29 protein-coding genes are annotated in these 26,045 nt (G+C 64.5%); 4 read left to right on the forward strand and 25 right to left on the reverse strand.

Going from position 1 to position 26,045, the window contains the following annotated elements; translation table 11 throughout:
• Positions 1-39: 39 nt before the first annotated feature.
• From murD to J2W40_RS02465, 11 genes are all read right to left on the reverse strand, one after another.
• Positions 40-1,422 (reverse strand): UDP-N-acetylmuramoyl-L-alanine--D-glutamate ligase, encoded by a 1,383-nt coding sequence (gene murD / locus J2W40_RS02415; RefSeq protein WP_310221772.1) that lies wholly within the window; start codon positions 1,420-1,422, stop codon positions 40-42.
• A complete protein-coding gene (gene mraY, locus J2W40_RS02420) occupies positions 1,419-2,492 on the reverse strand; it encodes a phospho-N-acetylmuramoyl-pentapeptide-transferase (RefSeq protein ID WP_310221774.1) in 1,074 nt (357 codons plus the stop codon). The genes murD and mraY overlap by 4 nt, the downstream gene beginning before the upstream one ends.
• Positions 2,492-3,871 (reverse strand): UDP-N-acetylmuramoyl-tripeptide--D-alanyl-D-alanine ligase, encoded by a 1,380-nt coding sequence (locus tag J2W40_RS02425; protein ID WP_310221776.1) that lies wholly within the window; start codon positions 3,869-3,871, stop codon positions 2,492-2,494. The genes mraY and J2W40_RS02425 overlap by 1 nt, the downstream gene beginning before the upstream one ends.
• 133 nt (positions 3,872-4,004) lie before the next feature.
• The gene (locus J2W40_RS02430) at positions 4,005-5,450 is read right to left on the reverse strand and encodes a UDP-N-acetylmuramoyl-L-alanyl-D-glutamate--2,6-diaminopimelate ligase (protein ID WP_310221777.1); all 1,446 of its coding nucleotides are present in this window, start codon (positions 5,448-5,450) and stop codon (positions 4,005-4,007) included.
• Positions 5,447-7,162, reverse strand: coding sequence for a peptidoglycan D,D-transpeptidase FtsI family protein (locus J2W40_RS02435; protein ID WP_310221778.1), 1,716 nt, complete (start codon positions 7,160-7,162; stop codon positions 5,447-5,449). Before J2W40_RS02435 ends, J2W40_RS02430 begins: the two co-directional genes overlap by 4 nt.
• A complete protein-coding gene (locus tag J2W40_RS02440) occupies positions 7,162-7,815 on the reverse strand; it encodes a colicin transporter (protein ID WP_310221779.1) in 654 nt (217 codons plus the stop codon). The genes J2W40_RS02435 and J2W40_RS02440 overlap by 1 nt, the downstream gene beginning before the upstream one ends.
• Positions 7,812-8,768 carry a 16S rRNA (cytosine(1402)-N(4))-methyltransferase RsmH gene (rsmH, locus tag J2W40_RS02445; RefSeq protein WP_310221780.1) on the reverse strand — a complete coding sequence of 319 codons (957 nt, stop codon included), beginning with the start codon at positions 8,766-8,768 and terminating at the stop codon, positions 7,812-7,814. The genes J2W40_RS02440 and rsmH overlap by 4 nt, the downstream gene beginning before the upstream one ends.
• Positions 8,765-9,262 (reverse strand): division/cell wall cluster transcriptional repressor MraZ, encoded by a 498-nt coding sequence (locus J2W40_RS02450; protein WP_310221956.1) that lies wholly within the window; start codon positions 9,260-9,262, stop codon positions 8,765-8,767. The genes rsmH and J2W40_RS02450 overlap by 4 nt, the downstream gene beginning before the upstream one ends.
• A gap of 184 nt (positions 9,263-9,446) precedes the next feature.
• Positions 9,447-10,655: a Gldg family protein gene (locus J2W40_RS02455; protein ID WP_310221781.1), complete on the reverse strand. Its 1,209-nt coding sequence runs from the start codon at positions 10,653-10,655 to the stop codon at positions 9,447-9,449.
• A gap of 32 nt (positions 10,656-10,687) precedes the next feature.
• On the reverse strand, positions 10,688-10,996 hold the full coding sequence (locus tag J2W40_RS02460) for a hypothetical protein (protein ID WP_310221782.1): 309 nt from the start codon (positions 10,994-10,996) through the stop codon (positions 10,688-10,690).
• Between the two features lie 42 nt (positions 10,997-11,038).
• Positions 11,039-12,034, reverse strand: coding sequence for a cysteine synthase A (locus J2W40_RS02465; RefSeq protein WP_310221957.1), 996 nt, complete (start codon positions 12,032-12,034; stop codon positions 11,039-11,041).
• Positions 12,035-12,228: 194 nt separating this feature from the next.
• Here J2W40_RS02465 and J2W40_RS02470 point away from each other — a divergent pair, with 194 nt between their 5' ends.
• Positions 12,229-13,188, forward strand: coding sequence for a cell wall hydrolase (locus J2W40_RS02470; RefSeq protein ID WP_310221783.1), 960 nt, complete (start codon positions 12,229-12,231; stop codon positions 13,186-13,188).
• Positions 13,189-13,548: 360 nt separating this feature from the next.
• Positions 13,549-13,677 (forward strand): entericidin A/B family lipoprotein, encoded by a 129-nt coding sequence (locus tag J2W40_RS02475; protein ID WP_037476638.1) that lies wholly within the window; start codon positions 13,549-13,551, stop codon positions 13,675-13,677.
• 75 nt (positions 13,678-13,752) lie between these two features.
• Here J2W40_RS02475 and tatC read toward each other — a convergent pair whose 3' ends face one another.
• The 11 genes from tatC to glmU all read right to left on the reverse strand — a co-directional run bounded on the left by tatC (position 13,753) and on the right by glmU (position 21,784).
• Positions 13,753-14,532 (reverse strand): twin-arginine translocase subunit TatC, encoded by a 780-nt coding sequence (gene tatC / locus J2W40_RS02480; protein WP_310221784.1) that lies wholly within the window; start codon positions 14,530-14,532, stop codon positions 13,753-13,755.
• Positions 14,529-14,963: a Sec-independent protein translocase protein TatB gene (gene tatB / locus J2W40_RS02485; protein ID WP_310221785.1), complete on the reverse strand. Its 435-nt coding sequence runs from the start codon at positions 14,961-14,963 to the stop codon at positions 14,529-14,531. The genes tatC and tatB overlap by 4 nt, the downstream gene beginning before the upstream one ends.
• A gap of 26 nt (positions 14,964-14,989) precedes the next feature.
• Positions 14,990-15,226: a twin-arginine translocase TatA/TatE family subunit gene (locus tag J2W40_RS02490; protein WP_310221786.1), complete on the reverse strand. Its 237-nt coding sequence runs from the start codon at positions 15,224-15,226 to the stop codon at positions 14,990-14,992.
• Positions 15,227-15,253: 27 nt separating this feature from the next.
• Positions 15,254-15,844, reverse strand: a complete 591-nt coding sequence (scpB, locus tag J2W40_RS02495) for an SMC-Scp complex subunit ScpB (RefSeq protein WP_310221787.1) — start codon at positions 15,842-15,844, stop codon at positions 15,254-15,256.
• Positions 15,841-16,602 carry a segregation and condensation protein A gene (locus tag J2W40_RS02500; protein ID WP_310221958.1) on the reverse strand — a complete coding sequence of 254 codons (762 nt, stop codon included), beginning with the start codon at positions 16,600-16,602 and terminating at the stop codon, positions 15,841-15,843. The genes scpB and J2W40_RS02500 overlap by 4 nt, the downstream gene beginning before the upstream one ends.
• An 8-nt stretch (positions 16,603-16,610) precedes the next feature.
• Positions 16,611-18,434, reverse strand: a complete 1,824-nt coding sequence (gene glmS / locus J2W40_RS02505) for a glutamine--fructose-6-phosphate transaminase (isomerizing) (RefSeq protein WP_310221788.1) — start codon at positions 18,432-18,434, stop codon at positions 16,611-16,613.
• A 15-nt stretch (positions 18,435-18,449) separates the two neighbouring features.
• Positions 18,450-18,830 (reverse strand): PIN domain-containing protein, encoded by a 381-nt coding sequence (locus J2W40_RS02510; protein WP_043154233.1) that lies wholly within the window; start codon positions 18,828-18,830, stop codon positions 18,450-18,452.
• On the reverse strand, positions 18,827-19,186 hold the full coding sequence (locus J2W40_RS02515; protein WP_310221789.1) for a ribbon-helix-helix domain-containing protein: 360 nt from the start codon (positions 19,184-19,186) through the stop codon (positions 18,827-18,829). The genes J2W40_RS02510 and J2W40_RS02515 overlap by 4 nt, the downstream gene beginning before the upstream one ends.
• A gap of 45 nt (positions 19,187-19,231) precedes the next feature.
• The gene (locus J2W40_RS02520) at positions 19,232-20,083 is read right to left on the reverse strand and encodes a metallophosphoesterase (protein ID WP_310221959.1); all 852 of its coding nucleotides are present in this window, start codon (positions 20,081-20,083) and stop codon (positions 19,232-19,234) included.
• Between the two features lie 117 nt (positions 20,084-20,200).
• Positions 20,201-20,428 (reverse strand): hypothetical protein, encoded by a 228-nt coding sequence (locus J2W40_RS02525; RefSeq protein WP_310221790.1) that lies wholly within the window; start codon positions 20,426-20,428, stop codon positions 20,201-20,203.
• 63 nt (positions 20,429-20,491) lie between these two features.
• The gene (gene glmU / locus J2W40_RS02530) at positions 20,492-21,784 is read right to left on the reverse strand and encodes a bifunctional UDP-N-acetylglucosamine diphosphorylase/glucosamine-1-phosphate N-acetyltransferase GlmU (protein WP_310221960.1); all 1,293 of its coding nucleotides are present in this window, start codon (positions 21,782-21,784) and stop codon (positions 20,492-20,494) included.
• Between the two features lie 147 nt (positions 21,785-21,931).
• Between glmU and J2W40_RS02535 the strand changes: the two genes are divergently transcribed.
• Together J2W40_RS02535 and J2W40_RS02540 are read left to right on the forward strand one after the other, a co-directional pair.
• Positions 21,932-22,600, forward strand: coding sequence for an HAD-IA family hydrolase (locus J2W40_RS02535; protein WP_310221791.1), 669 nt, complete (start codon positions 21,932-21,934; stop codon positions 22,598-22,600).
• The gene (locus J2W40_RS02540; RefSeq protein ID WP_310221792.1) at positions 22,597-23,364 is read left to right on the forward strand and encodes an enoyl-CoA hydratase/isomerase family protein; all 768 of its coding nucleotides are present in this window, start codon (positions 22,597-22,599) and stop codon (positions 23,362-23,364) included. The genes J2W40_RS02535 and J2W40_RS02540 overlap by 4 nt, the downstream gene beginning before the upstream one ends.
• Positions 23,365-23,368: 4 nt before the next feature.
• Here the strand turns inward: J2W40_RS02540 and J2W40_RS02545 are convergent, their stop codons facing one another.
• The 3 genes from J2W40_RS02545 to J2W40_RS02555 are packed head-to-tail and all read right to left on the reverse strand — an operon-like array spanning position 23,369 to position 25,952.
• Positions 23,369-23,797: an HIT family protein gene (locus tag J2W40_RS02545; RefSeq protein ID WP_310221793.1), complete on the reverse strand. Its 429-nt coding sequence runs from the start codon at positions 23,795-23,797 to the stop codon at positions 23,369-23,371.
• On the reverse strand, positions 23,794-24,888 hold the full coding sequence (locus J2W40_RS02550; RefSeq protein WP_310221794.1) for a CDP-alcohol phosphatidyltransferase family protein: 1,095 nt from the start codon (positions 24,886-24,888) through the stop codon (positions 23,794-23,796). Before J2W40_RS02550 ends, J2W40_RS02545 begins: the two co-directional genes overlap by 4 nt.
• On the reverse strand, positions 24,885-25,952 hold the full coding sequence (locus J2W40_RS02555; protein WP_310221795.1) for a glycosyl transferase: 1,068 nt from the start codon (positions 25,950-25,952) through the stop codon (positions 24,885-24,887). Before J2W40_RS02555 ends, J2W40_RS02550 begins: the two co-directional genes overlap by 4 nt.
• Between the last annotated feature and the right edge of the window lie 93 nt (positions 25,953-26,045).

Raw genomic sequence — 26,045 nt, forward strand, 5'->3', positions numbered from 1 at the left:
TCGTCCCTTCCCTGTTCATGCCCTGCCCCCCGATGCCGTCTAGTCGAGCGCCGCGACGGCGGCGGCGAACGCTTCGCCGCGCGCCTCGAAATCGCGAAACTGGTCGAAACTGGCACAGGCGGGCGAGAGCAGCACCACGTCGCCGGGCTGCGCGATGCGCGCGGCGCGGCGGACGGCGGCGCTTAGCATCTCGCTATCGTCCACCGCCATAGAGCCGCGCAGCAGGTCGGCGAACATATGCCCCGCTTCGCCGATCGTATAGGCATGGGCGACATTGCCAAAATGGGGCGCGCATTCATCCAGATTGTCGGACTTGGCGACGCCGCCCAATATCCAGTGGATGCGGGGGCGGCCGTCCTTTGCGGGCCAGGCGGCGAGTGCCGGCGCGGTCGAAGCGGCGTTGGTCGCCTTGCTATCGTTGACGTAGAGGACGCCATTACGGGTCGCCACCGCCTGCATCCGGTGGGGAAGCGAGGCATAGCTGACCAAAGCGTTGGCGAGCGTCGCGTCGTCAATGTCCAGCGCCTTGGCAACGGCGATCGCAACGGCCGCATTCTGCGCGTTGTGCGGGCCTTGCAAAGCGGGCCAGCCCAATTGGGTATCGGGGTCGATGGTGGACGATGCGACCGTCACAACGCCGTGTTCCTGCGAAAGCAGGAGCCCAGGGTCGGATGGCACGACGTCACGCCCTAGGCTCCTGCTTTCGCAGGAGCACAATTTCTCGGCGATCGCCCGGCTAGACTCATCCTCAGTCGCAATCACCGCGACATGGCCCGCCGACTGCATCGCGAACAACCGCGCCTTGCTCGCCACATAACCCTCGAACCCGTTATAGCGGTCGAGATGATCGGGCGTGATGTTCAGCAGCACCGCCACATCGCAGTCCAGACTATAGGTCAGGTCGATCTGATAGCTCGACAGTTCCAGCACATAGACGCCCACGCCCTGCAGGTTCGGCTCCAGCGGCGGTTGGCCCAACACTGGCAGGCCGATATTGCCGCCCATGGTCGTGGGATAACCCGCCTGCTCGATGATATGATGGATCAGCGCGGTCGTGGTCGACTTGCCGTTGGTGCCGGTGATGCCGACGACCTTGTGCGGCGGCAGCGTCGGCCGGGCGAGCGCGAACAATTCGATGTCGCCGATTATCGGCACGCCGGCGATCTTCGCGCGCATGGCGATCGGATGGCGATTGAGCGGCACGCCCGGCGACACGACGATTCCGTCGAAACCGGTCAGGTCGATCTCCATCGGATCGCCCAGTTCAGCGCGGCCTTCGACCTGCGCCCGCGCCGTTTCCTGGCTATCCCAGGCCACGACCCGCGCGCCGCTGGCCAGCAGCGTTTCAACCGTGGCAAGGCCGGACCGCGCCAGCCCCAACACGGCATAGGTTTTGCCTGCAAAGACCTCCGAAACGATCATCGCAGCTTCAACGTCGCAAGACCGGCGAGCGCCAGCACGAAGGCGATGATCCAGAAGCGGATCACCACTGTCGGTTCGGCCCAGCCCAATTGCTCGAAATGATGATGGATCGGCGCCATCTTGAACACGCGCTTGCCGGTGCGCTTGTAGAAGAACACCTGGATGATGACCGACAGCGCCTCCACGACGAACAGGCCGCCGATGATGCCCAGCACGATCTCATGATGCGCCGTCACCGCAATCACGCCGATCGTCCCGCCCAGCGCCAACGACCCCGTATCGCCCATGAACACGGCCGCAGGCGGCGCGTTGAACCACAGGAAGGCAAGACCCGCGCCAATGATCGCACCGCACAGTATCGTCAGGTTACCAGCGCCCGGCACATGCGGGATGCCCAGATATTCTGCGAAATCCGCGCGCCCGACCAGATAGACGATCAGCATGAAAGCGAGGCTCGCAATGATCACCGGCATCGTCGCCAGACCATCAAGGCCATCGGTCAGGTTCACCGCATTGCCGAACGCCACGATGACGAAGGCGGCAAAGCAGAAATAGAATGGCCCAAGCTCGATCGCCGGACCATTGTAGAAGGGCACATAGAGCGCGGTATTGCCATGGCTGTTGACGATCATCCACGCGGCGACGCCCGCGATCAGGAACTCGAACGCCAGCCGCATCTTGCCCGACAGCCCCTTGTGGCTGGCCTTGGTCACCTTGTCATAATCGTCGAGGAAACCGATCGCGCCGAAACCCAGCGTCACGAACAGGCAGGCCCAGACATAGGTGGAGGACAGGTCCATCCACAGCAGCACCGATATGATCATGGACGTCAGGATCATCAGGCCGCCCATGGTCGGCGTGCCCCGCTTGGCCAGATGCGTCTGCGGGCCGTCATCGCGGATCGGCTGCCCCTTGCCCTGGCGCACGCGCAGCCAGCCGATGAATTTGGGACCGATCACCAGACCGATGATGAGCGCGGTGAAGATCGCCGCGCCCGCGCGAAAGGACAAATAGCGGATGAGGTTGAAAATACCCTCGAAATCCATCGTCTGGGCAAGCCAGTACAGCATCAGTCTTGTTCTCCGTCGGCAAGGGCCGCGACCAGCCGGGACAGGCCGATGCCGTTCGATCCCTTGACCAGCAGCGCGTCGCCCGCGCGCAGTTCATGTTGGATGAGGGGGATGGCGCTCGCCGTATCAGCGACATGCGCAAAAGGCAGCACGCCGTCCAGCGCATCGGCAAGCGGCTGCATTTCCGCGCCGACCAGGATGACGTAATCGATCCCATTATCACGCAGCACGGGCGCGATGGCGGAGTGGAGTTCCGCGCTGCGGCTGCCCAGCTCGCGCATCCCGCCCAGCACCGCCAGCCGCCGCTCGGCCGTCTCGCGCCCCAATTGCCGGATCGTCGCCGCCATCGACAACGGATTGGCATTATAGCTTTCATCGATCAGCAACGCCGTGCCGCCGCTGACCGATACGGTCCGCCGCTCGCCCCGGCCCGGCAAGCCCGGCATCTCTGCCAGCGCCAGCCCCACCGCCGCCAGATCACCGCCAACCGCATCGACCGCCGCCAGCACCGCCAGCGCATTGGACACCCAATGATCGCCCGGCGCGGCGACCGTGAAGCAGAGTTCGGCGTCGGGAAGTTTGGCCGTGACCAGAGTGCCGCCACCCGGCGCGGGCACCGCTTCGCGCGCATGGATGTCGGCCTGCGGACTGGTGCCGAAGGTCAGGATGCGCGCGGCATGGCGCTCCGCCTTGTTGTAGAGCAACGCCACATGCGGGCTGTCATAGGGGATGATCGCGGTGCCGCCCGGCTCCAGCCCCTCGAAAATCTCGGCCTTGGCCTCGGCAATCGCCGCCTCGGTGCCGAAAAATTCGATATGGGCGGGTGCGATGGCAGTGACGATCGCGACATGGGGTCGCACCTGCCGGGTCAGCGCGGCCAGCTCGCCCGCATGGTTCATGCCCATTTCGAACACGCCGAACGCCGACTCGCGCGCCATCCGCGACAGGCTGAGCGGCACGCCGACATGATTGTTGTAGCTTTTGACCGAACGGTGAACCTCGCCCGGATGGGCGCGGTCCAGCGCCTGGAACAGCGCTTCCTTGGTCCCGGTCTTGCCGACCGATCCAGTGACGCCGATCACTTTGCCGCCCATGCGCTTGCGCGACGCGCGGCCCAGCGCTTCAAGCGCCGCGGCGCTGTCGGAAACCAGGATATGGGGATGATCCACCGGCTCGCTGACGATCGCCCCGGCCGCGCCCTGGGCAAAGGCCTTGTCGAGAAACTTATGCCCGTCGGTCGCCTCGCCCTTCATCGCGACGAACAGGTCGCCACCCGTCACTTCGCGGCTGTCAAACGCCACACCCGAAACGGCAAACGGCGCCGACGCGGCGCCGCCCGTTGCCTGAGCGATATCTGCGGAGGTCCAGAGGCTGGTCATCACCCTTCCGCCCACCCGTTCGGGCTGAGCGAAGTCGAAGCCCTCCACTGAGCGCAGCGAAGTGACCTCCCTGTCGGTCGGTCGAGCCCTTCGACAGGCTCAGGGCGAACGGAAGGGGAGCATAGCGCGCCGCTCACTCCGCGCACTCCCGCGCGACGGTCACGTCGTCAAAGGGCAGCACCCGGTCGCCGATGATCTGGCCCTGCTCATGCCCCTTGCCCGCCAGCAGCACGATGTCGTCCTTGCCCGCCTGCGCAATCGCGGCGGCAATGGCGGCGCGACGCCCGCCAATTTCCTGCGCTGCACGCGCACCCGCCATCACGGCAGCGCGGATCGCGGAAGGCTCTTCGGAACGCGGATTATCGTCGGTCACGATCACATGATCGGCCAGTTCCGCGGCGACCTGTCCCATCAACGGCCGCTTGCCTGCGTCACGGTCCCCGCCCGCGCCGAACAGCGCGATCAGCCGCCCCTTGGTATGGGGACGCAAGGCCTCGATCGCGGCTTTCAGGCCATCGGGCGTATGGGCATAATCGACATAGACCGGCGCGCCCGTCCGGCTGATGACCGCCCGTTCCAGACGGCCGCGCACGGGTTGCACCCGGCCCAACAGTTCCAGCACCCTGGCCACATCGCCGCCGGTGGCGATGACCAAGCCCGCTGCGGTCAGCGCATTAGCCGCCTGATAAGCGCCGATCAGCGGCAGGTTGACGGTGTAACGCTTGCCCCCGACCTCGATCGCCAGCAATTGCCCCAGCTGCGTCGGCGTGCGCGAGACGAGGCGCAGCGCCTCCCCCTTCTCGCCGACCGACAGCAGCTTCAACCCGCGCGCCGCGACCCGCGCAATCACCTTGTCCGACCAGGCGTCATCGGCCCACACCACCGCCGCACCATCGGCCGCGACGACTTCATCGAACAGCCGCATCTTGGCGTCGAAATAGCGGTCCATGTCGCCATGATAGTCGAGATGGTCGCGCGACAGGTTGGTGAAGGCCCCCGCGACGACTGGCAATCCTTCGGTGCGATATTGGTCCAGCCCATGGCTCGACGCCTCGAACGCGGCATGGCTGACGCCCTCGCGGCGCAGGCCCGACATATTGGCCAGGAAAGTGACGATGTCCGGCGTGGTCAGGCCGGTGGAAACCTGATCGACCGAGGTGGTGACGCCCAGCGTGCCAATGGAGGCGGCATGATGCCCCATCATCCGCCACAATTGCCGCGCCAGTTCCACCGTCGATGTCTTGCCGTTGGTGCCGGTCACCGCCACGGTCACATCGGGGAAAGGCGCGAAATAACGGGCGGCGAGTTGCGCGAACAGGCGGCGCGGATTGGCGTGCGCAATATGGATCGCACCCTCGACCACCGCTTGGGGCCGGGCAACCACGGCGATCGCACCCGCCTTCACCGCATCGGCAATATAATCCTCGCCATTGACGCGCAGCCCCTGAAACGCGCCGAACACCGTACCGGGAGCAACCTTGCGATTGTCGATCGCGAAACCCGTAACATTCCGGTCGCGGTCGGCGTCTGGCGCGACTTCGGCATCCAGACCGTCGAGCAAAGTTCCCAGCCGCGTCATGGTTTCTCCCCCTTGGGTTTCCACAGCAGCGGCATCAGGTCCGAAATATCCACGTCGCGCCGCTCGTCAGGCATCACGCCCAGCATCGGCCCCACCCGCTCCACCACGCGCTTGACCACGGGCGACGCGGTCCAGGCGGCGGTGCGCAAACCGAACGTCTCCGCATTGCCCTTCGGCTCGTCCATCATCGCCAGAACGACATAGCGTGGATTATCCATCGGAAAGGCAGCAGCGAACGTCGTCACCAGCGAACTCTTGTTATAGCGACCTTCTTCGGGCTTCTCGGCGGAGCCCGTCTTGCCACCCACCCGGAAACCCTTGGCGTCGGCGCTGCGTCCTGTACCCTCCGACACGATCATCCGCAACAGCTGGCGCATCCGCGCGCTCGTCGCGGCGGAAAAGACGCGACGACCCTGCGGCACATCATCCGCATCCAGCTTTTGCAAGGTTGCAGGCCGCCAGAGACCACCATTGACGAGCGCGGCATAGGCGCTGGCGAGATGCAGCGGCGTCACCGCGATGCCATGGCCGTAGGACACCGTCATCGTCGTGATCCGACCCCAATTGGCCGGCCACAACGTTCCCGCCCGCTCCTTCAGCTCGATCGGCGCGCGCTGGTCGAAATGCAGGGCGCGGAACAAGTCCTGCAACGGGGCCGCCCCCAGTTCGTCGGCAATACGCGCGGTCGCGATATTGGAACTGTGTACCAACGTTTCAGGCACGTTGATCCACCGCCCCATCGCATGGTCGTCCTTGATGCGGAACCCGCCGATAGGAATAGGCGCGGTCGCGTCATAGCGCTTGCTCATGGAGGTCACGACGCCGTTATCCATGGCAGCCGCGATCGACAGCGGCTTGAAGGTCGACCCCAGTTCGTAACGCGCCTGCACGATCTGGTTGCACAATGGCGACTGGCTGCAACTTTTGCCCTCATAATGTTGCAGCTTGTTGGGATCAAAGACCGGGATGGACGCCATGGCGATGACTTCGCCGGTATTGACGTCCAAAATGATGCCACCCGCGCCGCGGGCGCGCTGCGCCACCATCTGCGCGTAAAGCTCGCTTTCCAGCGCCCCCTGCACCCGGCTGTCGATCGAGACGGCGAAGGGCTTGCCGCGCAGCGTCGCGTCGGTCAGCCGATCGTTGAAGGCGGACTCGACGCCCATGCCGCCCACGCCTTCGCTATTGGGCGCAAAGCCCAGCACATGCGCGCCCAGCGTGCGCTGCGGATAGAGCCGTTCCTTTTCGCGCGGAAATTCGATGCCGATTTCGCCCAGCGCATTCACCGCCGCCACCTGTTCGGGCAACGCGCGGCGGCGCAGATAGGCCCAGCCCTTGCCGGTCAATTTCTTGTAGAAGACCGCCTGATCCTCATCAGGAAAGATGTCGTGCAGCTTGCGCGCCAGTTCGGCCGGTTCACCGATCAGCCGCGACGGACGCACCGCCACCGAATAGGCATCCATCGTCCGCGCCAGCGGGACGCCATTGCGATCGACAATGTCCGCACGCGCCGGCAAGAATGGGGACAGCGCATCATCGCCCCGACCGCTCTGCGTGAAGATACCCACCCAGAAGAGACGACCGATCACCACCATGGTAATGAGCATGAACAGGATCAACAGCAACATCAGCCGATAATGTGCAACCGCGGTCAGGCTGACTCGCTGCCGCCCGACACGGGCATGGCCGGGCTGAACGATGATCGTGGCCATCAGCGTGCCTCCTTCCTGCGTTCGCGCGCTGCCTTGGCGCTCAAATCGCCTAACGTACTGTCATCCAGCAGCTTGGCGTCGAGCATCGCCATCCGTTCCGCCTTGCGCGCGACCGGGTTGGGCTTCGACACATCGGCATCGACCTTGGCCTGCACCGCAGGCGTGCGCGGCGGCGCGGCCTTGGCCAGCTTCTCGACATTGTCCGCAGCATGGGCTTCGCGAATGACGGCGATGTCGCTGCGGATCTGGGTCGCGGCGGGGCTGGCGGGCGCGGCCTGTGGGGCGGACGGCAGGTCGGCGGGGGTCTCCACCATCGCCACCATCACCGGCGGCGCGACATAGTCGGGGCCGTTGGGCTGCACGCCGTCCAGTTGCGCCAGCGCCCGCTCACCCGCCAGATATTGTCCGGCAGTCGGCGTCGCGTAGAGAAAGTCATGCTGGTTCCAGCTTTCCAACTGCCGCATCGAGGCGCGCGCGCTGAATTCCGTTTCCAGATAGCGAATGTCGCCCTGCGTCCGCGCGATCTGCGCGCGCACCCGCATCAATTCGTTGCGCTCGGTCGCGACCTTGAGCGACACCATATAGGCCCCCAGCGCGCCCAGCGCGACCAGGATCACCCAGATCAGGCTCTGCAACCTCTTGACGGCGATCATGGACGGGCACTCCGGGCGGAGGAAGACGAAGAAACGGGGGCGGCGGTGCGAATGGCGCTGCGTAGCGTGGCGGATCGGGCGCGGGGGTTGCGCGCCAGTTCCGCTTCGCTCGCCCGCACCGCCTTGGCTGGTTTGGCGAAGGTCGGCGCGGCGCTCGCCTGCTTTTCGGGCATATGGCGTGATCCGCCCCCCTCGCCCCCGCTGCGATTGCGCAGGAATTGTTTGACGATGCGGTCCTCCAGGCTGTGGAAGGTGACGATCGCCAGGCGACCGCCTTCCTCCAACAGCGCCTCGGCCGCTTCCAGCCCGCGTTCCAGCTCCTCAAGTTCGCGATTCACATGGATGCGGATCGCCTGGAAGGTACGGGTGGCAGGGTCTTTCTTGTCATGCGGCTTGTGGCCCAGCGCGCGGCGCACGACGCTGGCAAGCTGCCCCGTCCGCTCCAGCGGGCGCGCCATCACGATCGCGCGGGCGACCCGGCGCGACCGCGGCTCGTCGCCATAGCGATAGATGACGTCGGCAATTTCTTCTTCGGCCGCTTCGTTCAGGAAATCGGCGGCGTTCATGCCCGCCTGGCTCATCGTCATGTCGAGCGGACCGTCGGCCTGAAAGGAAAAGCCGCGATCGGCGCGGTCGAGCTGCATCGACGATACGCCGATATCGAGCGTCAGGCCCGACACCGACTCGATGCCCTGTTCGGCGAGCAATTCGCGCATCCGCGAAAACTCGCCCGCGATCAGCAGGATGTCGCTCGCCGCCGCGACGGCCTGGCCTTCGCGGATCGCATCGGGGTCGCGATCGAAGGCGATGACGCGCGCGCCCTTGCCCGCCATGGCGCGCGAATAGCCACCCGCGCCGAAGGTGCCGTCGACATGGGTTTCGCCCGGCGCGATAGCCAAGGCGTCCAACACTTCATCAAGCAACACGGGGATATGCGGAACGGTCTCGGTCACTTGCCGCCCTCTGCCGCGCGCGCGTCGAGCCAGCGCTTGGCCTTGTTGCGGATGACCGCCGGGCGATCGGGGCTGGCGACCAGCGCCTTGGGGTCCCAGAGCTGGAAATAGAGGCCAACGCCCAGAAAGACGACCGCATCGCTGATACCGACTTCTTCCTTGATATCGGGGTGCAGGAAGAAGCGGCCACCATCGTCGAAATTCACGTCTTCGATCATGCTCAGGCGATTTTCACGCTCCAGATCGCCGTTGAAGGGGCGGTTCGCCTCGCGCGCCAGCCGTTCCAGCTCGGCGACTTCATCATACAGGAACTGCTTGTACGACAGACCAAAACCGGTGGCGCAGCCATTGGCCATGTGGATCGACAGGCACAGCCGGTTCTCGCCGCCGCTGGCCTGCTTGACCTGCTTGCGCATCTCCAGAGGCAGCACGAACCGGCCTTTGCCGTCCGCGACGCTGATTGCGTTGCCTGAATAGAGAATTGCGTCCGACACGGCGACTAGCGGCCCCTTTTCCATGGGGCACAGATTTCCTGCCCACGGAACCGCGATCGCGAATCCCGATGCACAGGACTGATCAACGCCTGATGAACCCCAATGCGAGATTACCTATCAAGCATGGGCTGGGCTGCAAAGGGAATTTTCGGGATTTACCGGGAAAACCCGGTCAAAAATGGGATCAACCGCTTTTCGGCGCTTCTCCTTCGGGATATACCTTTTTTGTTCTCATGCTGCGGCCCGGCCCAGCCCGGCGCAACAGCAGCGCACCCAGAATCGCCCAGCCTATCCCAGCGAGAATCGCCCAACGCAGCGCCGCGATCACGTCCGGCCCCTCGCGCATCCAGCGTCGGTCGCCGGAGATCGTCGCGCCGAGCCATTGGACGACGCGCGCGGGCGTGTCGGCGCTCCAGAGGCGGGGGTCGAGCGGACGGGCTGGATCGGCGAGCCACAGCCGGTCGTCGATCAGGTCCGCGTCGCCCAGCAGCACAACCTCACCCCGGCCGATCCGCTTGCGCTGCACCATGCCCCCGCCCGCCGCCATTTCCGCGCCGGACAGGGTGAGAAGGGCGCCGTCCGGCAGGAACCAGCGCCGTTCGTCCTCTTCGATACGGTCGAACGCAAAGCCCCAATGGTCCAGCAACGGCTCCAGCAGGCTGGTGGCGGGCGCACGGCGACGGTCGCCCATGGGCAGGTCGGACGGCCAGCGCAGCAGCGGATCGGCCAGCACCACCGCCCTGCCCCCGCCCCGCACCCAGCGATCGACCGCCACCAATGCTTCGGGCGGCATCGCGCGCGGCTGGGCGAGCAGCAGCAACCGCGCAGGCGACGAGTCCAATTGCCGTGCATCGTCGATCGGCTGGACGGTGAAACGGGTGCGCAGCACGGTGACGATCGCGGCGTCGGCCCGCCCCTGCTGATCCCAGAACAAAGGCAGGGCGGTGATGACCGCCAGAGCCGGATGATCGGCGACAGGTTCGATCGGTTGCGCCGGACCGCGCCACGCCAACAAGGCGGCCAGAGCGAGCAAGGCAACACCCCCGGCCATGCGTTTCGCGTTAAGTGGAGAAGCCGGCCGGACCAATGCACCACCAACAACCGCTGACAGCGCAACCACGACCAACCCTATCGCCGCCACAGCGTCAGGCCACCGCCCCGCCGCAACCCCGCAGAAGAGCAACGCCGACGCGACGCCGCCCATGGTCCAGGCCAGCAACGGCCATCCCCGCCTTGCCAGCCACAGCCCCATAAGCGCCATCACCGCCAGCGCGGGCCAAGCCCAATCCCATGGGTCTGTCTGACCAGTCACAAAAGCGCGCTGCAGTCCGACGAGCAAAATCGCCAGCCCCGGCAGCCACAGGATCAGGACTCGCTTCAGCGCCGCCATCATGGGCGGGATTGCCCTGACCCTGCGCATCAACGTCAGCGCGACGGCTGCGCGGGGTCGCGATCCATGGGATTACGCAAATTGGGGTCGGGCTCAAGGTCGGGGACCAAAGGTGCCTGCTCCGGCGCGGGCTGCACCCCCAATTCAGCAAGCGGGTCTCTGGGCGACATGGCGGCATTGCTCGTCATGGTCGGCACGACCGGCGGCGGCGATGCCGCATCGTCCACCCGCGCCTTTTCGATGACGATATTGGCAAGGCCCACCAGCAGCACGACGCCCGCCAGTCCGGTCAGGCCGATCTGGACGCGCTGCAACCCTTCCACGCGGCGGGGTGTCTCAGCCATGAACTTGCTCATTTTCTTGTCGCCGCGACCCGTGTCGGCGCATCACCCATTGTGCGCGAGCCAAGGGAAGACCGTCAACCCCTTCGCTTCGAGCCACTGGCGATTGTAGAGCGTCGAGAGATAGCGGAAGCCCGTGTCGCACAGGATGGTGACGATCCGCTTGCCCGGTCCCAATTGCCGCGCCAGCGCCACCGCGCCCGCGACATTGATGCCCGACGAGAGGCCGAGGCACAGGCCTTCTTCGCTCAGCAGGCGGCGGACCCATTCCAGCCCTTCCTCGTCCGAGATGCGGAATTGCGTGTCGATCGGCGCGCCTTCCAGATTGGCGGTGATCCGTCCCTGCCCGATTCCTTCGGCGACCGACGACCCTTCGGCCTTCAATTCGCCATGGGCATAATAGTTGAACAGCGCCGCGCCGTGCGGGTCGCTGAGCGCGATGGTGATGCCTTCATCCTTGGCCTTGAGGCCAAGGCCCACGCCCGCAATCGTCCCGCCAGTCCCCGCCGCGCAGGTGAAGCCGTCGATCCGCCCCTCCATCTGGGTCCAGATCTCCTCGGCCGTGCCGACGATATGCGCTTTGCGATTGGCGATATTGTCAAACTGGTTGGCCCAGATCGCGCCCTCCGTCTCCTCCGCCATACGGCGCGAGGTGTGGACGAAATGGCCGGAGTTGGAATAGGGCGCGGCCGGCACCGTCACCAGTTCCGCCCCCAGCGCGCGCAGCGTGTCCATCTTCTCGCGGCTCTGGGTTTCGGGCATGACGATGATCGACTTATAGCCCTTGGCATTGGCGACCAGCGCCAGGCCGATGCCGGTATTGCCCGCCGTCCCTTCGACGATCGTGCCGCGCGGCTTCAACAGCCCGCGTTCCTCGGCATCATTGACGATGAACAAAGCAGCGCGATCCTTGACCGATGCACCAGGGTTGGCAAATTCGCACTTGGCGAAAATATCGCAGCCCGTTTCCTGGGAAGGGCCGGTGAGGCGCACCATCGGCGTGTTGCCAATCAGCGCGAGACTATTGTTCTGGAGCAGCATGGCATGACGCATAGCGGACGCAACGCGCCTTTGCCAAGCAAGGGAATGATGGCCCGGTGAAAGAGCCGATTGTTAACGCAGCCGCTGGTTAACGTCCCATCGCGGCACAGCGCAAAATCCGGCAGGCAATTTTTAGCTTTTTGGCTTATGGGGCAGCGTAAGGCAGCCCGTGGCTGCGGCTATAAGGTCTTGAAATGCAGCGGTTCGAATGGTTCAGCGGATGGAAGGGACGCAGCGCGGTCATAGGACTTGCGCTGTTGGCGCTGGCCGCGCCGCGCTTCATCACCGCCGCGCCGCTCGACATGCTCGATGGCGACCAGAGCCGTGCGTCGGCCGACCCAGCCGAAGAATCGGCGGCGAATTTCCCCGGCTCGGCCTTTTTCTTCGCACAAGGCGCGTTCGATCCCGTGCCGGGCGTCGAAACCGTGCAGAGCCAGCATGTGCTGGGCCTCGACGCGGTCAAGGCCGCCCCCGCCACCATCTTTCGCGGCCTAACCCCGCTCGACAGCTATCGCGCGGTCAACTGCCTGACCTCGGCCATCTATTATGAAGCCGGGAACGAGCCGGAGGATGGCCAGCGCGCCGTCGCGCAAGTCGTGCTCAACCGGGTGCGCAGCCAGCTCTGGCCCGATACGGTCTGCGGCGTCGTGTATGAAGGGTCCGAACGCACCGACTATCGTTGCCAATTCACCTTCAGCTGCGACGGCGCGATGGCGCGACTGCCTGCGGCTGCCTCTTGGAACCGCGCCCGCCGCGTGGCGCAGGAGGCGCTGAGCGGCGCCGTCTATGCGCCGGTCGGCCTCGCCACCCATTATCACACGCTCGCCGTCCGCCCGGACTGGTCGTCGCGCCTGCATGCCGTGGCGGTCATCGGCGCGCATATCTTCTATCGCAATCCCGGCTTTAACGGTACGCCAGCAGCCTTTCACGCGGTCTATCTGGGTCGGGAAACCCAGTCCGGCCCGGCGCGCCGCGTCTGGCCCGCCCGCCCGGTCGCCCCGGTCGAACTGCTCGCCCCCGTCTACAGCGTCCCTGCACCAGCAACGGCTGCGCCTGCGATCGGCTGGACACCGCCCGCGCCCAAGGCTGATGACAGCCTGCCGGAATCCACGATCCGCCCCGAATATCGCAATAGCGGCCGCCCGCTGATCTGACTTTCGACGATGGCCGGCAGGCTTTTTAGTCTTAACGGCCCGTTGATCATCAAAGTCTTTGAAAAGAAGCGCGATAAAAAGTGCAAATTTTTGATGTCGGTCTGGAACCAGATTTCGGCCTTGTGGGTTCTATATTCAGGACAGCAAATCTTTTGCCCCCCGCTCTTGCTGTCCAATATTATGAGCCCGGAATGCTTCCCCCCCCGACGCGTTCCGGGCTCAACCTTTTTCCGGGCAAGATAATATTTGAAATCATTATATTTTCCGCCGCCGGAACGCTTTGTCGGGCGGCGGGTTCTGATCTGCGTCACCGGCATGGCGCAAACCAACCGGTCGCGAAGTTTCTCAAGGAGACGGTCTATGACGAAGAAGATTTTCGCAGCCCTGCTGCTCACCGGTTCGCTGATGGTCGCCGCCTGCAACACCGTAGAAGGCGCTGGCCGCGACGTACAGAGCGCGGGCGAAGCAGTGGAACGTGCTGTCGATTGACCGCTACGATTTTCTGAACTGCCTCCCAGGCATGAATGAGGTCTGCCCCCAAGGGGCAGGCCTCTTTTTTGCGCGTCAGGCTGAAACCTCTGCGGCGTCTTCGACCTCGCTCTTGCGTCGGTCAGTGAACCAGATCGCCATGATGGTCACCTCATACAACAGCAGCAGCGGGATCGCGAGCATGAGTTGCGACACCACGTCGGGCGGTGTCAGCACGGCTGCAATGATGAAGGCCGCAACGATCATATAGCGGCGCAGGCCGATCAACTGCGCGCGGCTGACGAAGCCCGCACGGTTCAGCAGCATCAGCAGTACCGGCATCAGGAAGCTGATACCGAACGCCAGGATGAACTGCATCACCAGCCCCAGATAAGCGTCGGCGCTGGGCAAAGCCTCGACCTGCAAGCCGCTGCTATTCCCCTGAAACTCCAGAAAGAAGTGGAACGCCGTCGGCATCACCACGAAATAGGCGAGGCTTGCGCCCATGCCGAACAGGAAAGGCGTCGCGAGGATGAAGGGCAACAGCGCCTTCTTTTCCTTGGCGTAAAGACCCGGTGCGACGAAGGCCCAAAGCTGGTTGGCGATGATCGGGAAGGACAGACAGAAGGCCCCGAAAAAGGCGATCTTCACCTGCACGAAAAAGGCTTCGTAGAGTTTGGTATAGACGAGCTTCCCGCCGCCATCGCCAAAGGCTTCCTTGAGCGGATGGACAAGGATCGCGAAGAGCTGTTCGGAAAAATAAAAGCACAGCGCCCCGGTCAGGGCCAGCGCATAGACGCATTTGAGCAGGCGGCCACGAAGCTCGATCAAATGGTCGAGCAGGGGTGCCTTGCTCTCGTCAATATCGCCGATCATGCCGCCGCATCTCCCTTGGAAACGGCGGACGCCCCAGCGACATAGGGCGGCCCATCAACGGCGGCGACAGGCGCAGTCTCGGCTTTGACAGTCGGCGTCTCGACCACCGCATCGGCAGATGGCGCGACATAGGGCGGCTTTTCTTCGCCAGCATCAGGCGGAGCCAGCGCTTCCATTGCGGGCGCTGCGGTCTCCGGCGGATGTTCGGCCATGATACGCTTATTCTGGTCGGCCCATTTCTTTTCCAGTTCCTCCAGCTCGACTTCGCGCACCATCGCGTCGAGTCCAGTGCGGAAGTGCCGGGCCATGCCCTGCGCCTTGCCGATGATCTGCCCCACCTTGTAGAGCGCGCGCGGCAAGTCCTTTGGCCCGATCACGATCACCGCAATGATCACGATCACCAGAAACTCGGTGGAATCGATGCCAAACATAGGACTGGTCTACCGGGTCGCGCGAATCAGACCTTGGTCTTGTCGTCCGTGGTCACAGTCGCATCCTGTTCTGGGACGCGATGCCCCTCAATGCGGCTGGCGGGCTTGGTCGGCGTAACGTCGTCATCGTCGGCCATGCCCTTCTTGAAGCTCTTGATACCCTTGGCGACGTCACCCATCAGGCCGGAAATCCGGCCGCCACCGAACAGCAGCATGACGACCAGGAGCACAATGACCCAGTGCATCAGCGAAAAGGAACCCATTTTCAATACTCCAGTAAGCAGACCTATCTAGGCCACATCATCGTCATTTTCCAGAACGGATTGGCCGCCCAGACCCTCCAGCGCCAAATCGACCGGATCGAGCAGGCCGGCGGCCCGCAAATCCTCAACCCCCGGCAAATCGCGACGGCTGCCAAGCCCGAAATGGGTGAGAAAATCCATCGTCGTCGCATAGATGAGCGGTCGGCCCGGCACTTCGCGCCGCCCGGCGGGCCGCACCCAGCCCGCTTCCATTAGCACGTCCAGCGTCCCCTTGGCCACCTGCACGCCCCGGATCGCCTCGATCTCGGCGCGGCTGACCGGCTCATGATAGGCGATGATCGCCAGCGTCTCCATCGCCGCGCGCGACAATTTGCGCGGCTCGTCTTTCTCGCGGCGCAGGATATGCGCCAGGTCCGGCGCGGTCTGGAATTGCCAGCGCCCGCCCCGCTCGACCAGATTGACGCCGCGCCCGGCGTAATCGTCCGCCAATCCCGCCAGTGCCGCGGCCACGTCGCCCTCGCCGACATGCAGCTTGATGTCCGCAGGCGTCATCGGCGCTTCTGCCACGAACAGGGCCGCTTCCACCGCGCGCCGGAAATCCTCGGGTTCTTCGTTCATGCGCCTGCCCCCGGTGTCGCCGCGCGCAGATAAAGCGGCTGGAAAATCCCGTCCTGCTGCAATTCCACCCGCCCCTGCCGCGCCAGTTCCAGCGCTGCGACGAAACTGCTCGCCAGCGCGGACTTCGCCTTGGGGCCGTCCAGATCTTCGGGCAAAAACGACTCCAGCCGCGTCCAGTCGAGCGCCGTGCCGACCAGCGCGCCGACGCGCTGGATCGCTTCGTCCAGCGTCATCACCGGCCGCCGGGCAATAACATGGACCACCGGCCGCGTGCGCGCGCGGATCTGGCCATAGGTCTGGATGAGGTCATAGAGGCTTGCGCGCCACTGCATCTTGCGCACCAGCCGCAACCCTTCGGGCTTGCGCCGCACGAACACATCGCGCCCGATCCGGTCCCGCGCCATCAGTCGCGCGGCGGCATCGCGCATCGCGTTCAGGCGCTGGAGCCGCAATTGCAGGCGTAGCGCCATTTCTTCGGGACTGGGATCGGGCTGTTCCTGCCGGGGCAGCAGCAGCGACGATTTCAGATAGGCAAGCCAAGCCGCCATCACCAGATAATCGGCCGCCAGTTCCAGCTTCAACTGCCGCGCGCCATCGATGAAGGCGAGATATTGTTCGGTCAGTGCCAGGATCGAAATCTCGCGCAGATCGACCTTCTGCCCGCGCGCCAGCGTCAGCAACAGGTCGAGCGGCCCTTCCCAATGGTCGAAGCTGACGGTCAATATGTCCGGGCCGGGGATGACCGGCGACGCGAACATATCCTCGCTCACTCCACCGTCACCGACTTGGCGAGGTTGCGGGGCTGATCGACATCCGTGCCCTTGGCCACCGCGACATGATAGGCCAGCAACTGCACCGGCACCGCATAGACGAGCGGCGCGATCAGCGGATGCACTTTGGGCATCTCGATCGTCGCCATGCAGCCTTCACCGGCCAGCGCAATCCCTTCGGCATCGGAAATCAGCACCACCTTGCCACCGCGCGCCTGCACCTCCTGCATATTGCTGACGGTCTTTTCAAACAAAGGGCCACTCGGCGCGATGACGATCACCGGTACCAGTTCGTCGATCAGCGCGATCGGCCCATGTTTCATTTCGCCAGCGGCATAGCCTTCGGCATGGATATAGCTGATTTCCTTGAGCTTGAGCGCCCCTTCCAGCGCCATCGGATAATCCGGCCCGCGGCCCAGATACAGCACGTCACGCGCAGGCGCGATCAGATGCGCCATCGCTTCGATCTGCCCGTCGCGGCTTAGCGCTTCGTTCAACGCAGCGGGTGCTTCGGACAGGTGCCAGACGATCTCGGCCTCTTCCTCCGGACTCAACTTGCCCTTGGCCCGCGCCAGATTGGCCGCCAGCGCCGCCAGCACCGCCAATTGGCAAGTGAACGCCTTGGTCGAGGCGACACCGATCTCCGGCCCCGCATGGGTGGGCAGCAACAGGTCAGCCTCGCGCGCCATCGAACTGGTAGGAACATTCACCACCACCGCGATGATCTGCCCCTCCGCCCTGGCATGGCGCAGCGCCGCCAGCGTGTCCGCCGTCTCGCCCGACTGGCTGATGAACAGCGCCAGCCCGCCCGGCTCCAGCACCGGGTCGCGATAGCGGAACTCGCTCGCCACATCGATATCGACGGCGACACGCGCGAATTTCTCGAACCAATATTTGGCGACCAACCCGGCATAGTAGCTGGTGCCGCAGGCGACGATGGTGATGCGCTTCACCTGACCCAGGTCGAAATCCATGTCGGGCATGGCGACCTCATTCTCCATCCGGCGGAGATAAGCGCGCAACGTCTGGGCGACGACCACCGGCTGCTCGAAAATCTCCTTCTGCATGAAGTGGCGATGATTGCCCTTGTCGATCATCGCCCCCGACACGCCCGACAGCGTCACCGGCCGTTCGACCGGCTGATTATCCTTGTCGAAAATCTCCGCGCCATCTTTCGTGATGACGACCCAGTCGCCCTCTTCCAGATAGGCGATCCGCTGCGTCAACGGCGCCAGCGCCAGCGCGTCCGACCCCAAATAGGTCTCGCCATCGCCATAACCCACCACCAGGGGCGACCCCAGCCGCGCGCCGATCAGCATGTCGGGATGACTGCGGAACAATATGGCCAGTGCAAAAGCCCCGTGCAGACGCGGCAAGACCTGCGCGACGGCATCGCGCGGCGACACCCCCTGCTCCACCAATTCGCTCACCAAATGCGCGACCACCTCGGTATCGGTCTGGCTGTCGAAGATGCGCCCGCGCGCCATGAGTTCGGCGCGCAGCGGCTTGAAATTCTCGATGATGCCATTGTGGACCAGCGCCACCTCGCGCGTCGCATGCGGGTGCGCGTTGCTGGTCGTCGGCGCGCCATGGGTCGCCCAGCGGGTATGAGCGATGCCGGTCGTGCCGGGCAGCGGCTCGTCCCGCAATTCAGTCACCAGATTGGCGAGCTTCCCCTCGGCCCGCCGCCGCTCGATCGCGCCATCATGGACCGTGGCGACACCCGCACTGTCATAGCCGCGATATTCCAGCCGCTTCAATCCATCGACCAGCCGCTCCGCCACGTCGTCCCTGCCGATGATACCGATAATGCCGCACATGTGCCGGAGAGCCTTTCAGAGGATATAGGGAACGCGAATGCCCGGCATCTCTGCCGGAAAATCCTTAATATTGCGGGTCACCAACACGCGGCCGCGCAACTGGGCCGTGGCCAGGATGATGGCGTCGGGCGACTTTAGCCTCGCGCGTTCACGGCGCAGCGCGGCCGCTCGATGCGATATCTCGTCATCAATTTCGTCCAGGCCGAACTGTGCCAAAAACATCAGTACCTCACGCACGGCCGTTTCATTCCCTTTGGACAATATCTCGATCCACGCCATGCGGCTGAGCCACATCCGCGCGCCGCTATCGGCTATGCGGGAAAGTTCGCGATGCGCGGGTTCGTGATTCAAAAGGGCGTCGATAACGATGTTGGCGTCCAAGCTGTAACCGCTCATGCGCTGTTCTTCTGGTGCGTCTCGGCCGCCTTTTTGGTTAGCGCCAGATAATGCGCCCGCTCCTTATCATCTTCTTCCGTGAAATATTCGGGCGATGCGGCGCGGACTTCGTCATAATCATCGTCCCAGGGCCGGGTCCATTCCGCCCGCCGCGCACGGTCATATTCGTGGGGATCAATCGACACGCCATTCCGCGCCCACGCGCCAAATCCCTGCTGCAGCCAATCTTTTGACGTTTGCGGGCGATAGGCCGAAACCGCCTCCCGCAGCACAGCCGCGCGCGACTTGCCCTGCTCGCGGGCCAGTTGGTCGAGCCATTTGACGTCTTCGTCGGGAATGTCAGCCAGGAAACGCATGATGATAGATTGATATCATATCATGATATCATGTCAACAGGTGTCTCACTGTGGCCGAATGGTGATCAGCCAGATGTCCGGCGGTGCCAGCATCCGAATCGGCAATCCGCTGGTGCCGACCCCGCCCGCCACGATCATCGTTCTCGCCCCGTCGCGATACAGGCCGCAGGCATAGCGCGTGCCATATTTCGACGGGACGTAGACGATCCCCGCAAAGGGCAGCGCCACCTGCCCGCAATGGGTATGCCCCACCAGCGTCAGCGACGGCGTTTCGGGCAAAGTCGGAAACACATCCGGCCCGTGCGACAGGATCAGCGGCGCACCGCCCACCCGCGCCATCGCCGCCAGCGTCACGGGCAGGTCGATCCTGCGCGTATAGACATCCTGCAATCCGCCGATCGCCAGCGGCCCGCGCCGCACCGCGCCATCCTGCAACAGGGTGATGCCCATGCGCGCAAAAGCCGCCTGCCAGTCCGCCCCACTCAGCGCGCGCTGGTTCTTCTGGCTGCGGCTGTCATGATTGCCCAGCACCGCGACGACACCCAGCGGCGCGCGCAGCCCCGCAAAAGGCGCGATGCTCGCCCGCGCATCATAGGTCTCGCCACCCTTGGCATCACCGATATAATCGCCGCCCAGCAGGACGAGGTCAGGCTTGAGCGCATTGATCTGCGCCACGATCCGCGCCATCCGCGCCGGGCTATTGTCCGGCCCCGACAAATGCGTGTCGGTCAGCAGAGCGACCGTGACGGGGGCACGCGGCGCATCGGCGGGAAAGGGCAACACCACCGCCGCACGCCGCACCACCGGCATGGCGCGCGCATTGAGGATCAGCCAGAGAGCAAACCCGCCCGCAAGCAGAACCAGCGCCAGCAGCGTCCAAAGAATTTTACGGCGCATGTTCAAACAACGACGTGCTCCTGCGAAAGCAGGAGCCCAGGGTCGATCGGATTGCCCTGCACACTAGGCTCCTGCTTTCGCAGGAGCACCAAATCCTTCCTCACCTCACGGCTACCATCATATGCAGCGATCATATTGCGACAATCTTCTCGCCATACCGTCCTTCAGCGCCGGATTTTCACTGAATAACGGATCAATGATGCTGGCATGAATTTCATGAACGGCAGACGCGATCGCAATTTTCAGATCCTTTCTGTCCGCTGGTATCAATCGTGCCAAGTCACCAATGTCTCGCGCAGCCTTGATACACGTAGCGGAAATTATCAAAGCGAGATCATCATCCACTGAGCAATGCTCCACTGTCCTAATGGGCCAACAAGCCTCACGACGCCGATAGCGTCCTGCTGCTCACTTCGCCGCCTTCTTCGCCACCATCCGCTCGCGAAAGGCCGCCGCCCAGCCCGGCTTGCTCACCTGCGCGGGCCGGACCAGGCACAGGGCATCATCGCCCACTGGCTGCGTCACCACGCTGCCCGCTGCGACGATCGCGCCGTCGCCGATCCTGACCGGCGCAACGAGCGCGCTGTTCGATCCGATGAACGCCCCCGCACCAATTTCCGTGCGATATTTGAAGAAGCCATCATAATTGCAGGTGATCGTCCCCGCGCCGATATTGGCCCCCGCGCCCACGCCCGCATCGCCGATATAGGACAGGTGATTGACCTTCGCCCCCTCGCCCAACCGCGCCTTCTTGATCTCGACGAAATTGCCGACCTTGGCCTTGACCCCGATCTCCGCGCCGGGCCGCAGCCGCGCATAGGGACCGATCGTCGCGCCGCGCTCAATGCTCGCGCCCTCCAGATGGGAAAAGGCGTGGATCACGACATCGTCGGCCACCGTCACGCCCGGCCCGAACACGACGTTCGGCTCCACCACCACATCGCGGCCCAGCACCGTGTCATGCGCAAAGAACACCGTTTCCGGCGCCACCAGCGTCACGCCCTCGCGCATCGCCTCGATCCGGCGGCGCGCCTGCCACATCGCTTCCACGCCCGCCAGTTCGACCCGGCTGTTGACCCCCGCCACTTCCCAGGCTTCCGTCTCGATGACGGCGCTCTGCGCACCCGGCAGCATGATGATGTCGGGCAGATAATATTCGCCCGCGGCATTGTCGTTGCCGATCTGGTCGAGCAGCACGAACAGGTCGGTCGATCGCACCGCCATCAGCCCGCTATTGCAGAGCGTCACCGCGCGCTCGGCCTCGCTCGCATCCTTATATTCGACCATCTTGCCGATCATGCCCTGGCCGTCGGCGATGATCCGGCCATAGGCGGCGGCATCGTCGGGGCGGAACCCCAGCACCACCGCGCGCGGATCGTCGCCCCGGTTCAGCCGGTCGAGCATCGCCCGCATCGTCGATGCGCTGACCAAAGGCACATCGCCATAAAGGATCAGCACATCGCCCGCGAACCCGGCCAGCGCCTCATGCGCCTGCGCGACGGCATGGCCAGTGCCCAACTGCTTGTCCTGCACCGCGATCACCGCGCCGGTGCCCGCCACCGCCGCCTCGACCTGCTCGCGCCCCGCGCCGACCACCACCACCTGCCGCTCCGGCTCCAGCGCGGCGACGCTGGCGAGCAGGTGCAACAGCATCGGCCGCCCGGCGACCGGGTGCAAAACCTTGTGCAGCGCGGATTTCATGCGCGTGCCTTGGCCTGCGGCAAGGATGATGACGGCGAGAGGACGGGCGGCAGTCACGATGGCTTTGTCCCTGATAAGTGCGTTGGATCATGCGGCTCTGCCATGTTTGGCTTGCCTTTGCCACCGCCCACGCGGCATGGCGCGGCCATGGCCTCCATAACTTTCGACATCGTCGGCTTCGACCTTGACGGCACGTTGATCGACACCAGCGGCGATCTCGCCGCCGCGGTCAACCACGCCATCGGCACAGTCGGCCTGCCCCCCTTCCCCGTCGCGGCCATCCGGCCTTTCGTCGGCCAGGGGGCCAGGGTCATGCTCGACCGCGCGCTGGCGGCGTCGGACGCGCAGGACGATGCCTTGCTGGCGCAACTGCTCCCGGTGCTGCTCGACTATTATCAGGCGAATCTCAGCGCCCATTCCGCTCCCTATCCCGGCCTGCTCGACGCGATGGATGCGCTGGCGGCGGCGGGCGTCACGCTCGCCATCTGCACCAACAAGGCGGAGCGTTTCGCGCTACCCCTGATGGATCAGCTCGGCCTATCGCACCGCTTCGCCAGCATCATCGGCGGCGATACGGTCTGCGTCGGCAAGCCCGATCCCGCACCGATCCATGCCATGATCGAACGCGCGGGCGGCGGGCGCACGATTTTCATCGGCGACACGATCAACGACATAGCGGGCGCGCGCAATGCGGGTATCGCCAGCGTCGCGGTCAGCTTCGGCTTCCTCGACGGCCCGGTCGAAGAGCTGCAGGCCGATGCCATCATCCACCATTTCGACGAATTGCTGCCTTTGCTGCAAGGCTGGCCGCAATGACCCTGCGGCTGGAGCGCGACGGCCCGGTCGCCCGGCTGCTGATCGACCGCCCGGCCCGGCGCAACGCCATGACGCAGGCGATGTGGGAAACACTGCCGGTCCTCGTTGGCGAAGCCATGGCCGATGACGCCATCCGCGTGCTGATCCTCGCGTCGGCCACGCCCGGCCTCTTTTGCGCTGGGGCGGATATCGACGAATTTGCGGCCTGTTCCGGCGATCCCGAATGGCGCTTCGCGAACCAGACAGCGATCCGTACAACGCAATATGCGCTCGCCCATGCCGACAAGCCGGTGATTGCCGCAATCGACGGCGATTGCGTCGGTGGCGGCTGCGGCCTCGCCATCGCTTGCGACCTGCGGATCGCCTCGCCCGCCGCGCGGCTCGGCATCACGCCCGCCAAGCTCGGCATAGTCTATTCGCTGTTCGACACCAAATTGCTGGTCGATCTCGTCGGTCCGGCCCGCGCCAAGCGCATCCTGTTCACCGGCGCGCTGCACGACGCGGACACCGCGCTCGCCATCGGCCTTATCGACCAGATCGCCGCCGATCCGCTGGCGGAAGCGGACGCCCTTGCCCGCACCATCGCCGCCAATGCCCAGCATAGCGTGCGATCCTCCAAGGCGATCATCCGCCGCATCCTCGATGGCCAGGCCGATGATGACGAAGGCACGCTGGCGCTCTTCCGCGACGCCTTCACCCTGCCCGATTTCGCCGAAGGCGTGTCCGCCTTCCGCGCCAAACGGAAACCCGATTTCGGCGGCTAAGGCCTTAAGGCTGCGCAGCCTCGAAATAGGATGCGACCCAATCGCGCAGCCCCGCATCGGACGCGACCGCCGCACCCAAATCCGGCTGCCCCGGCCAGCCCGCGTCGCGCACCGTCATCCCGCCGCCGCTGCGCTCGCCCTCATAGCGCGGCAGGACATGGAAATGGACATAAGGATCGACCATCATCAGCATCAGATAGTTGATCTTCTGATAGCCGACCGCCGCCTGCAATGCCGCTTCGATCGCGCCGGTCACAATCTTGAGTTCGGCATGGGCTTCGGCGGGCAAATCCCCGAACGCGGTCGCATCGCTCTTCGCCGCCAGGACCAGCGACCCCAGCGTTGGCTGCGCCGGACGCAGCAGCACCACCCAATGCGCAAACTCCGCGATCAGGCTGGCGGGCCAGCCGAACTTCTTTATCGTCTCGTTCATGCCGCCGCCTCATCCATCCAACTGACGATCGGCCGTCCCGACCGCTTCACGCCATAGGCCTGCGCCAGCCGCACCGCATGCACGACCAGCGAAATCACCGTCCACCAGGCCAGCGCCACCAGCCCGATGTCCGGCCGCCCGACCAGCAGCGACACAAACAGGATGACCATGTTCGGGTTGCGCCGCGCCGTCACCAGCCGGAACTGGCTGTCGAACGGCCGCCAGACATGGATGTCCATGCCGAAATCCTTGAGGAACGCCCCCTCGATCAACCGTTGCAACACATAGCCGACGACCACCGCCGCCATCACCAATATGAACGCCTGCCCCGTCAGCGACAGGCCCCAGGCGGCCAGCCCCGTCCCCCAAAAATACCACCAGAAGGGCGGGTGAACCAGATCGACGCCATGGTCGATCACATTGCCCCATTTGGACGAGGTGATGGTGCAACGCGCCAGCTTCCCGTCCACCGTATCCAGCACCATGAAGATGAAGCCGCACAGGAAGCCGGTCCAGTACATCCCTTCTGCAAACAGGAAGGTCGCGATCAGGCACAGCGTCACCCCGATCACCGACACCATATTGGGCGTCATCTTGAGCTGCGCCGCGATCCGCGTCAGCACCAGCGCCAGTTCGGGCCACAGATATTTGGTCAGCACATCGGTCACGCCCTTATAGGCGCCGAAATAGCTGTGCCGCTCGATCGCGCGCCGGGTCGCGGGGGTCAATTCGCGCACCATCGGCTGCTCCAGCTTGCGCAACTGCCGGTTATAGAGTTTGCGCCCATCGGACAGGTCTATCACGGTCGCCTGCATCGGATCATGTCCCTGCGGCACCTGCCCCACGACCGGCACGCCACCCAAGGCAAAAACCGTCCCCGGCGTCTCCAGCACGAGCCGCAGCAGCAATGGATCGAACGCATAGGTCAGGTTGAAGACCAGTTCATGCCCTGCTGCCAGCACGCTGCCATTCTTCGCCGCGCTTTCCACCATCCGGCGGTTCCGTTCGGCGTTGGCCATGCCCCAGATCGGCGTGGTATTTTGCCCCAGCATGCGAATGGGGCCAAGGGCGGTAGAAATCGTCTCAGTCATGCAGGCGCTTTCGCGAAGGTCATTATGATGTCGGCCTGCCGTTGCGACGCGGGAGTCGGCGACAGGTCGATGGATTGCTCCATGGCCGCTTCCTGCGCAGCAACGAAGCCGGGTTGCAAGTCGTTCGCACGGTCAAGTGCCGCCGAAAGCGCGTCAGGCGTCTCGATCACCTGTCCCAGCCGCCAATGGACAAAGGCTTCACCACTGGCATCGCGCCGGTCGAGATTGAGGAAGATGCACGGCCGCGGCTGGATCAGAAACTCGTACACCTGGCTCGAAACATCGCCCAGATAGACGTCGGCGCTCATCGTGTAACTCATGTCGATCGCATGGCGGCTGCCCATGTCCACACAGATATGCGGCGCGGCGCTGACGATTGGTGCCACCGCCTGCGCCAGCTTGGTATGCGGCGCGATGATGACATTCCACCCCTTGAGCGACTCCAGCGCAGCGAGCATCGCCGGGCCATGCCGCACCCAGGAGGAAAGATCAGGGTCGAAATGCGGATTATAGAGCAGCACCGGCTTGTCGTCGGCGAAGAATCGCTGCCGCGCCGCCTTCAACTCGAACTTGGCATAGCCGCCGACCACGACCTTATCCGCCGCGCACAGCCCCCGTTCGATCATCCGGCAACGATCCTTTTCGCCCGCCACCAGCGTCAGGTCGAAATCGGCATGGCGCTTCTTATAGCCCCCCTCCCGGTCGCCCGCGCCATGTTTGATCAGCACCAGCCGGGACTTGAAACCTGGCACCCGCCGCAACCAGGCGGTGGAAATCTCGGTCGTCACCAGCAGCGGAAAGGCCGCGATCGTGCGGTAATTGCCGAGCAACGTGAGAATCCGCGAGGGCTGGCGGAACAGCGAGTCGGGTTGGCCCGAAAAGCGCCGCAGCCGTACCGGCCGCAACCGCTGGTCTGTGTCGTACCCCGCGACCAGATCCAGGATCGCATCCGATGGCGACAGCACATGCACCCGCACCCCCGGACGCCGCGCCAGTTCCAACGCAGCAGGCAGCCAATGATAAAGCTGCTGCGCTTCGGCAATGGCGAGAAAGGCGATGTCCATGCGCGAAAGCCACTCCAGACGGGCTGGAGGCCTAGCGGCGATATAGGGGCTTTTGCAAGGGCGCGCGTCGCATTCCCTTTTGTAGGTGCTGGA

The organism is Sphingobium xenophagum, from assembly GCF_031457465.1.
GTDB lineage: Bacteria > Pseudomonadota > Alphaproteobacteria > Sphingomonadales > Sphingomonadaceae > Sphingobium > Sphingobium xenophagum_A.

Bases quoted from the DNA above. Each gene is read 5' to 3' on its own strand.
- murD (WP_310221772.1), bottom strand. From the start codon at position 1,422: ATGATCGTTTCGGAGGTCTTTGCAGGCAAAACCTATGCCGTGTTGGGG.
- mraY (WP_310221774.1), bottom strand. From the start codon at position 2,492: ATGCTGTACTGGCTTGCCCAGACGATGGATTTCGAGGGTATTTTCAAC.
- J2W40_RS02425 (WP_310221776.1), bottom strand. From the start codon at position 3,871: ATGACCAGCCTCTGGACCTCCGCAGATATCGCTCAGGCAACGGGCGGC.
- J2W40_RS02430 (WP_310221777.1), bottom strand. From the start codon at position 5,450: ATGACGCGGCTGGGAACTTTGCTCGACGGTCTGGATGCCGAAGTCGCG.
- J2W40_RS02435 (WP_310221778.1), bottom strand. From the start codon at position 7,162: ATGGCCACGATCATCGTTCAGCCCGGCCATGCCCGTGTCGGGCGGCAG.
- J2W40_RS02440 (WP_310221779.1), bottom strand. From the start codon at position 7,815: ATGATCGCCGTCAAGAGGTTGCAGAGCCTGATCTGGGTGATCCTGGTC.
- J2W40_RS02455 (WP_310221781.1), bottom strand. From the start codon at position 10,655: ATGATGGCGGCGCTGAAGCGAGTCCTGATCCTGTGGCTGCCGGGGCTG.
- J2W40_RS02460 (WP_310221782.1), bottom strand. From the start codon at position 10,996: ATGGCTGAGACACCCCGCCGCGTGGAAGGGTTGCAGCGCGTCCAGATC.
- J2W40_RS02465 (WP_310221957.1), bottom strand. From the start codon at position 12,034: ATGCTGCTCCAGAACAATAGTCTCGCGCTGATTGGCAACACGCCGATG.
- J2W40_RS02470 (WP_310221783.1), top strand. From the start codon at position 12,229: ATGCAGCGGTTCGAATGGTTCAGCGGATGGAAGGGACGCAGCGCGGTC.
- J2W40_RS02475 (WP_037476638.1), top strand. From the start codon at position 13,549: ATGACGAAGAAGATTTTCGCAGCCCTGCTGCTCACCGGTTCGCTGATG.
- tatC (WP_310221784.1), bottom strand. From the start codon at position 14,532: ATGATCGGCGATATTGACGAGAGCAAGGCACCCCTGCTCGACCATTTG.
- tatB (WP_310221785.1), bottom strand. From the start codon at position 14,963: ATGTTTGGCATCGATTCCACCGAGTTTCTGGTGATCGTGATCATTGCG.
- J2W40_RS02490 (WP_310221786.1), bottom strand. From the start codon at position 15,226: ATGGGTTCCTTTTCGCTGATGCACTGGGTCATTGTGCTCCTGGTCGTC.
- scpB (WP_310221787.1), bottom strand. From the start codon at position 15,844: ATGAACGAAGAACCCGAGGATTTCCGGCGCGCGGTGGAAGCGGCCCTG.
- J2W40_RS02500 (WP_310221958.1), bottom strand. From the start codon at position 16,602: ATGTTCGCGTCGCCGGTCATCCCCGGCCCGGACATATTGACCGTCAGC.
- glmS (WP_310221788.1), bottom strand. From the start codon at position 18,434: ATGTGCGGCATTATCGGTATCATCGGCAGGGACGACGTGGCGGAGCGG.
- J2W40_RS02510 (WP_043154233.1), bottom strand. From the start codon at position 18,830: ATGAGCGGTTACAGCTTGGACGCCAACATCGTTATCGACGCCCTTTTG.
- J2W40_RS02515 (WP_310221789.1), bottom strand. From the start codon at position 19,186: ATGCGTTTCCTGGCTGACATTCCCGACGAAGACGTCAAATGGCTCGAC.
- J2W40_RS02520 (WP_310221959.1), bottom strand. From the start codon at position 20,083: ATGCGCCGTAAAATTCTTTGGACGCTGCTGGCGCTGGTTCTGCTTGCG.
- glmU (WP_310221960.1), bottom strand. From the start codon at position 21,784: ATGAAATCCGCGCTGCACAAGGTTTTGCACCCGGTCGCCGGGCGGCCG.
- J2W40_RS02535 (WP_310221791.1), top strand. From the start codon at position 21,932: ATGGCCTCCATAACTTTCGACATCGTCGGCTTCGACCTTGACGGCACG.
- J2W40_RS02540 (WP_310221792.1), top strand. From the start codon at position 22,597: ATGACCCTGCGGCTGGAGCGCGACGGCCCGGTCGCCCGGCTGCTGATC.
- J2W40_RS02545 (WP_310221793.1), bottom strand. From the start codon at position 23,797: ATGAACGAGACGATAAAGAAGTTCGGCTGGCCCGCCAGCCTGATCGCG.
- J2W40_RS02550 (WP_310221794.1), bottom strand. From the start codon at position 24,888: ATGACTGAGACGATTTCTACCGCCCTTGGCCCCATTCGCATGCTGGGG.
- J2W40_RS02555 (WP_310221795.1), bottom strand. From the start codon at position 25,952: ATGGACATCGCCTTTCTCGCCATTGCCGAAGCGCAGCAGCTTTATCAT.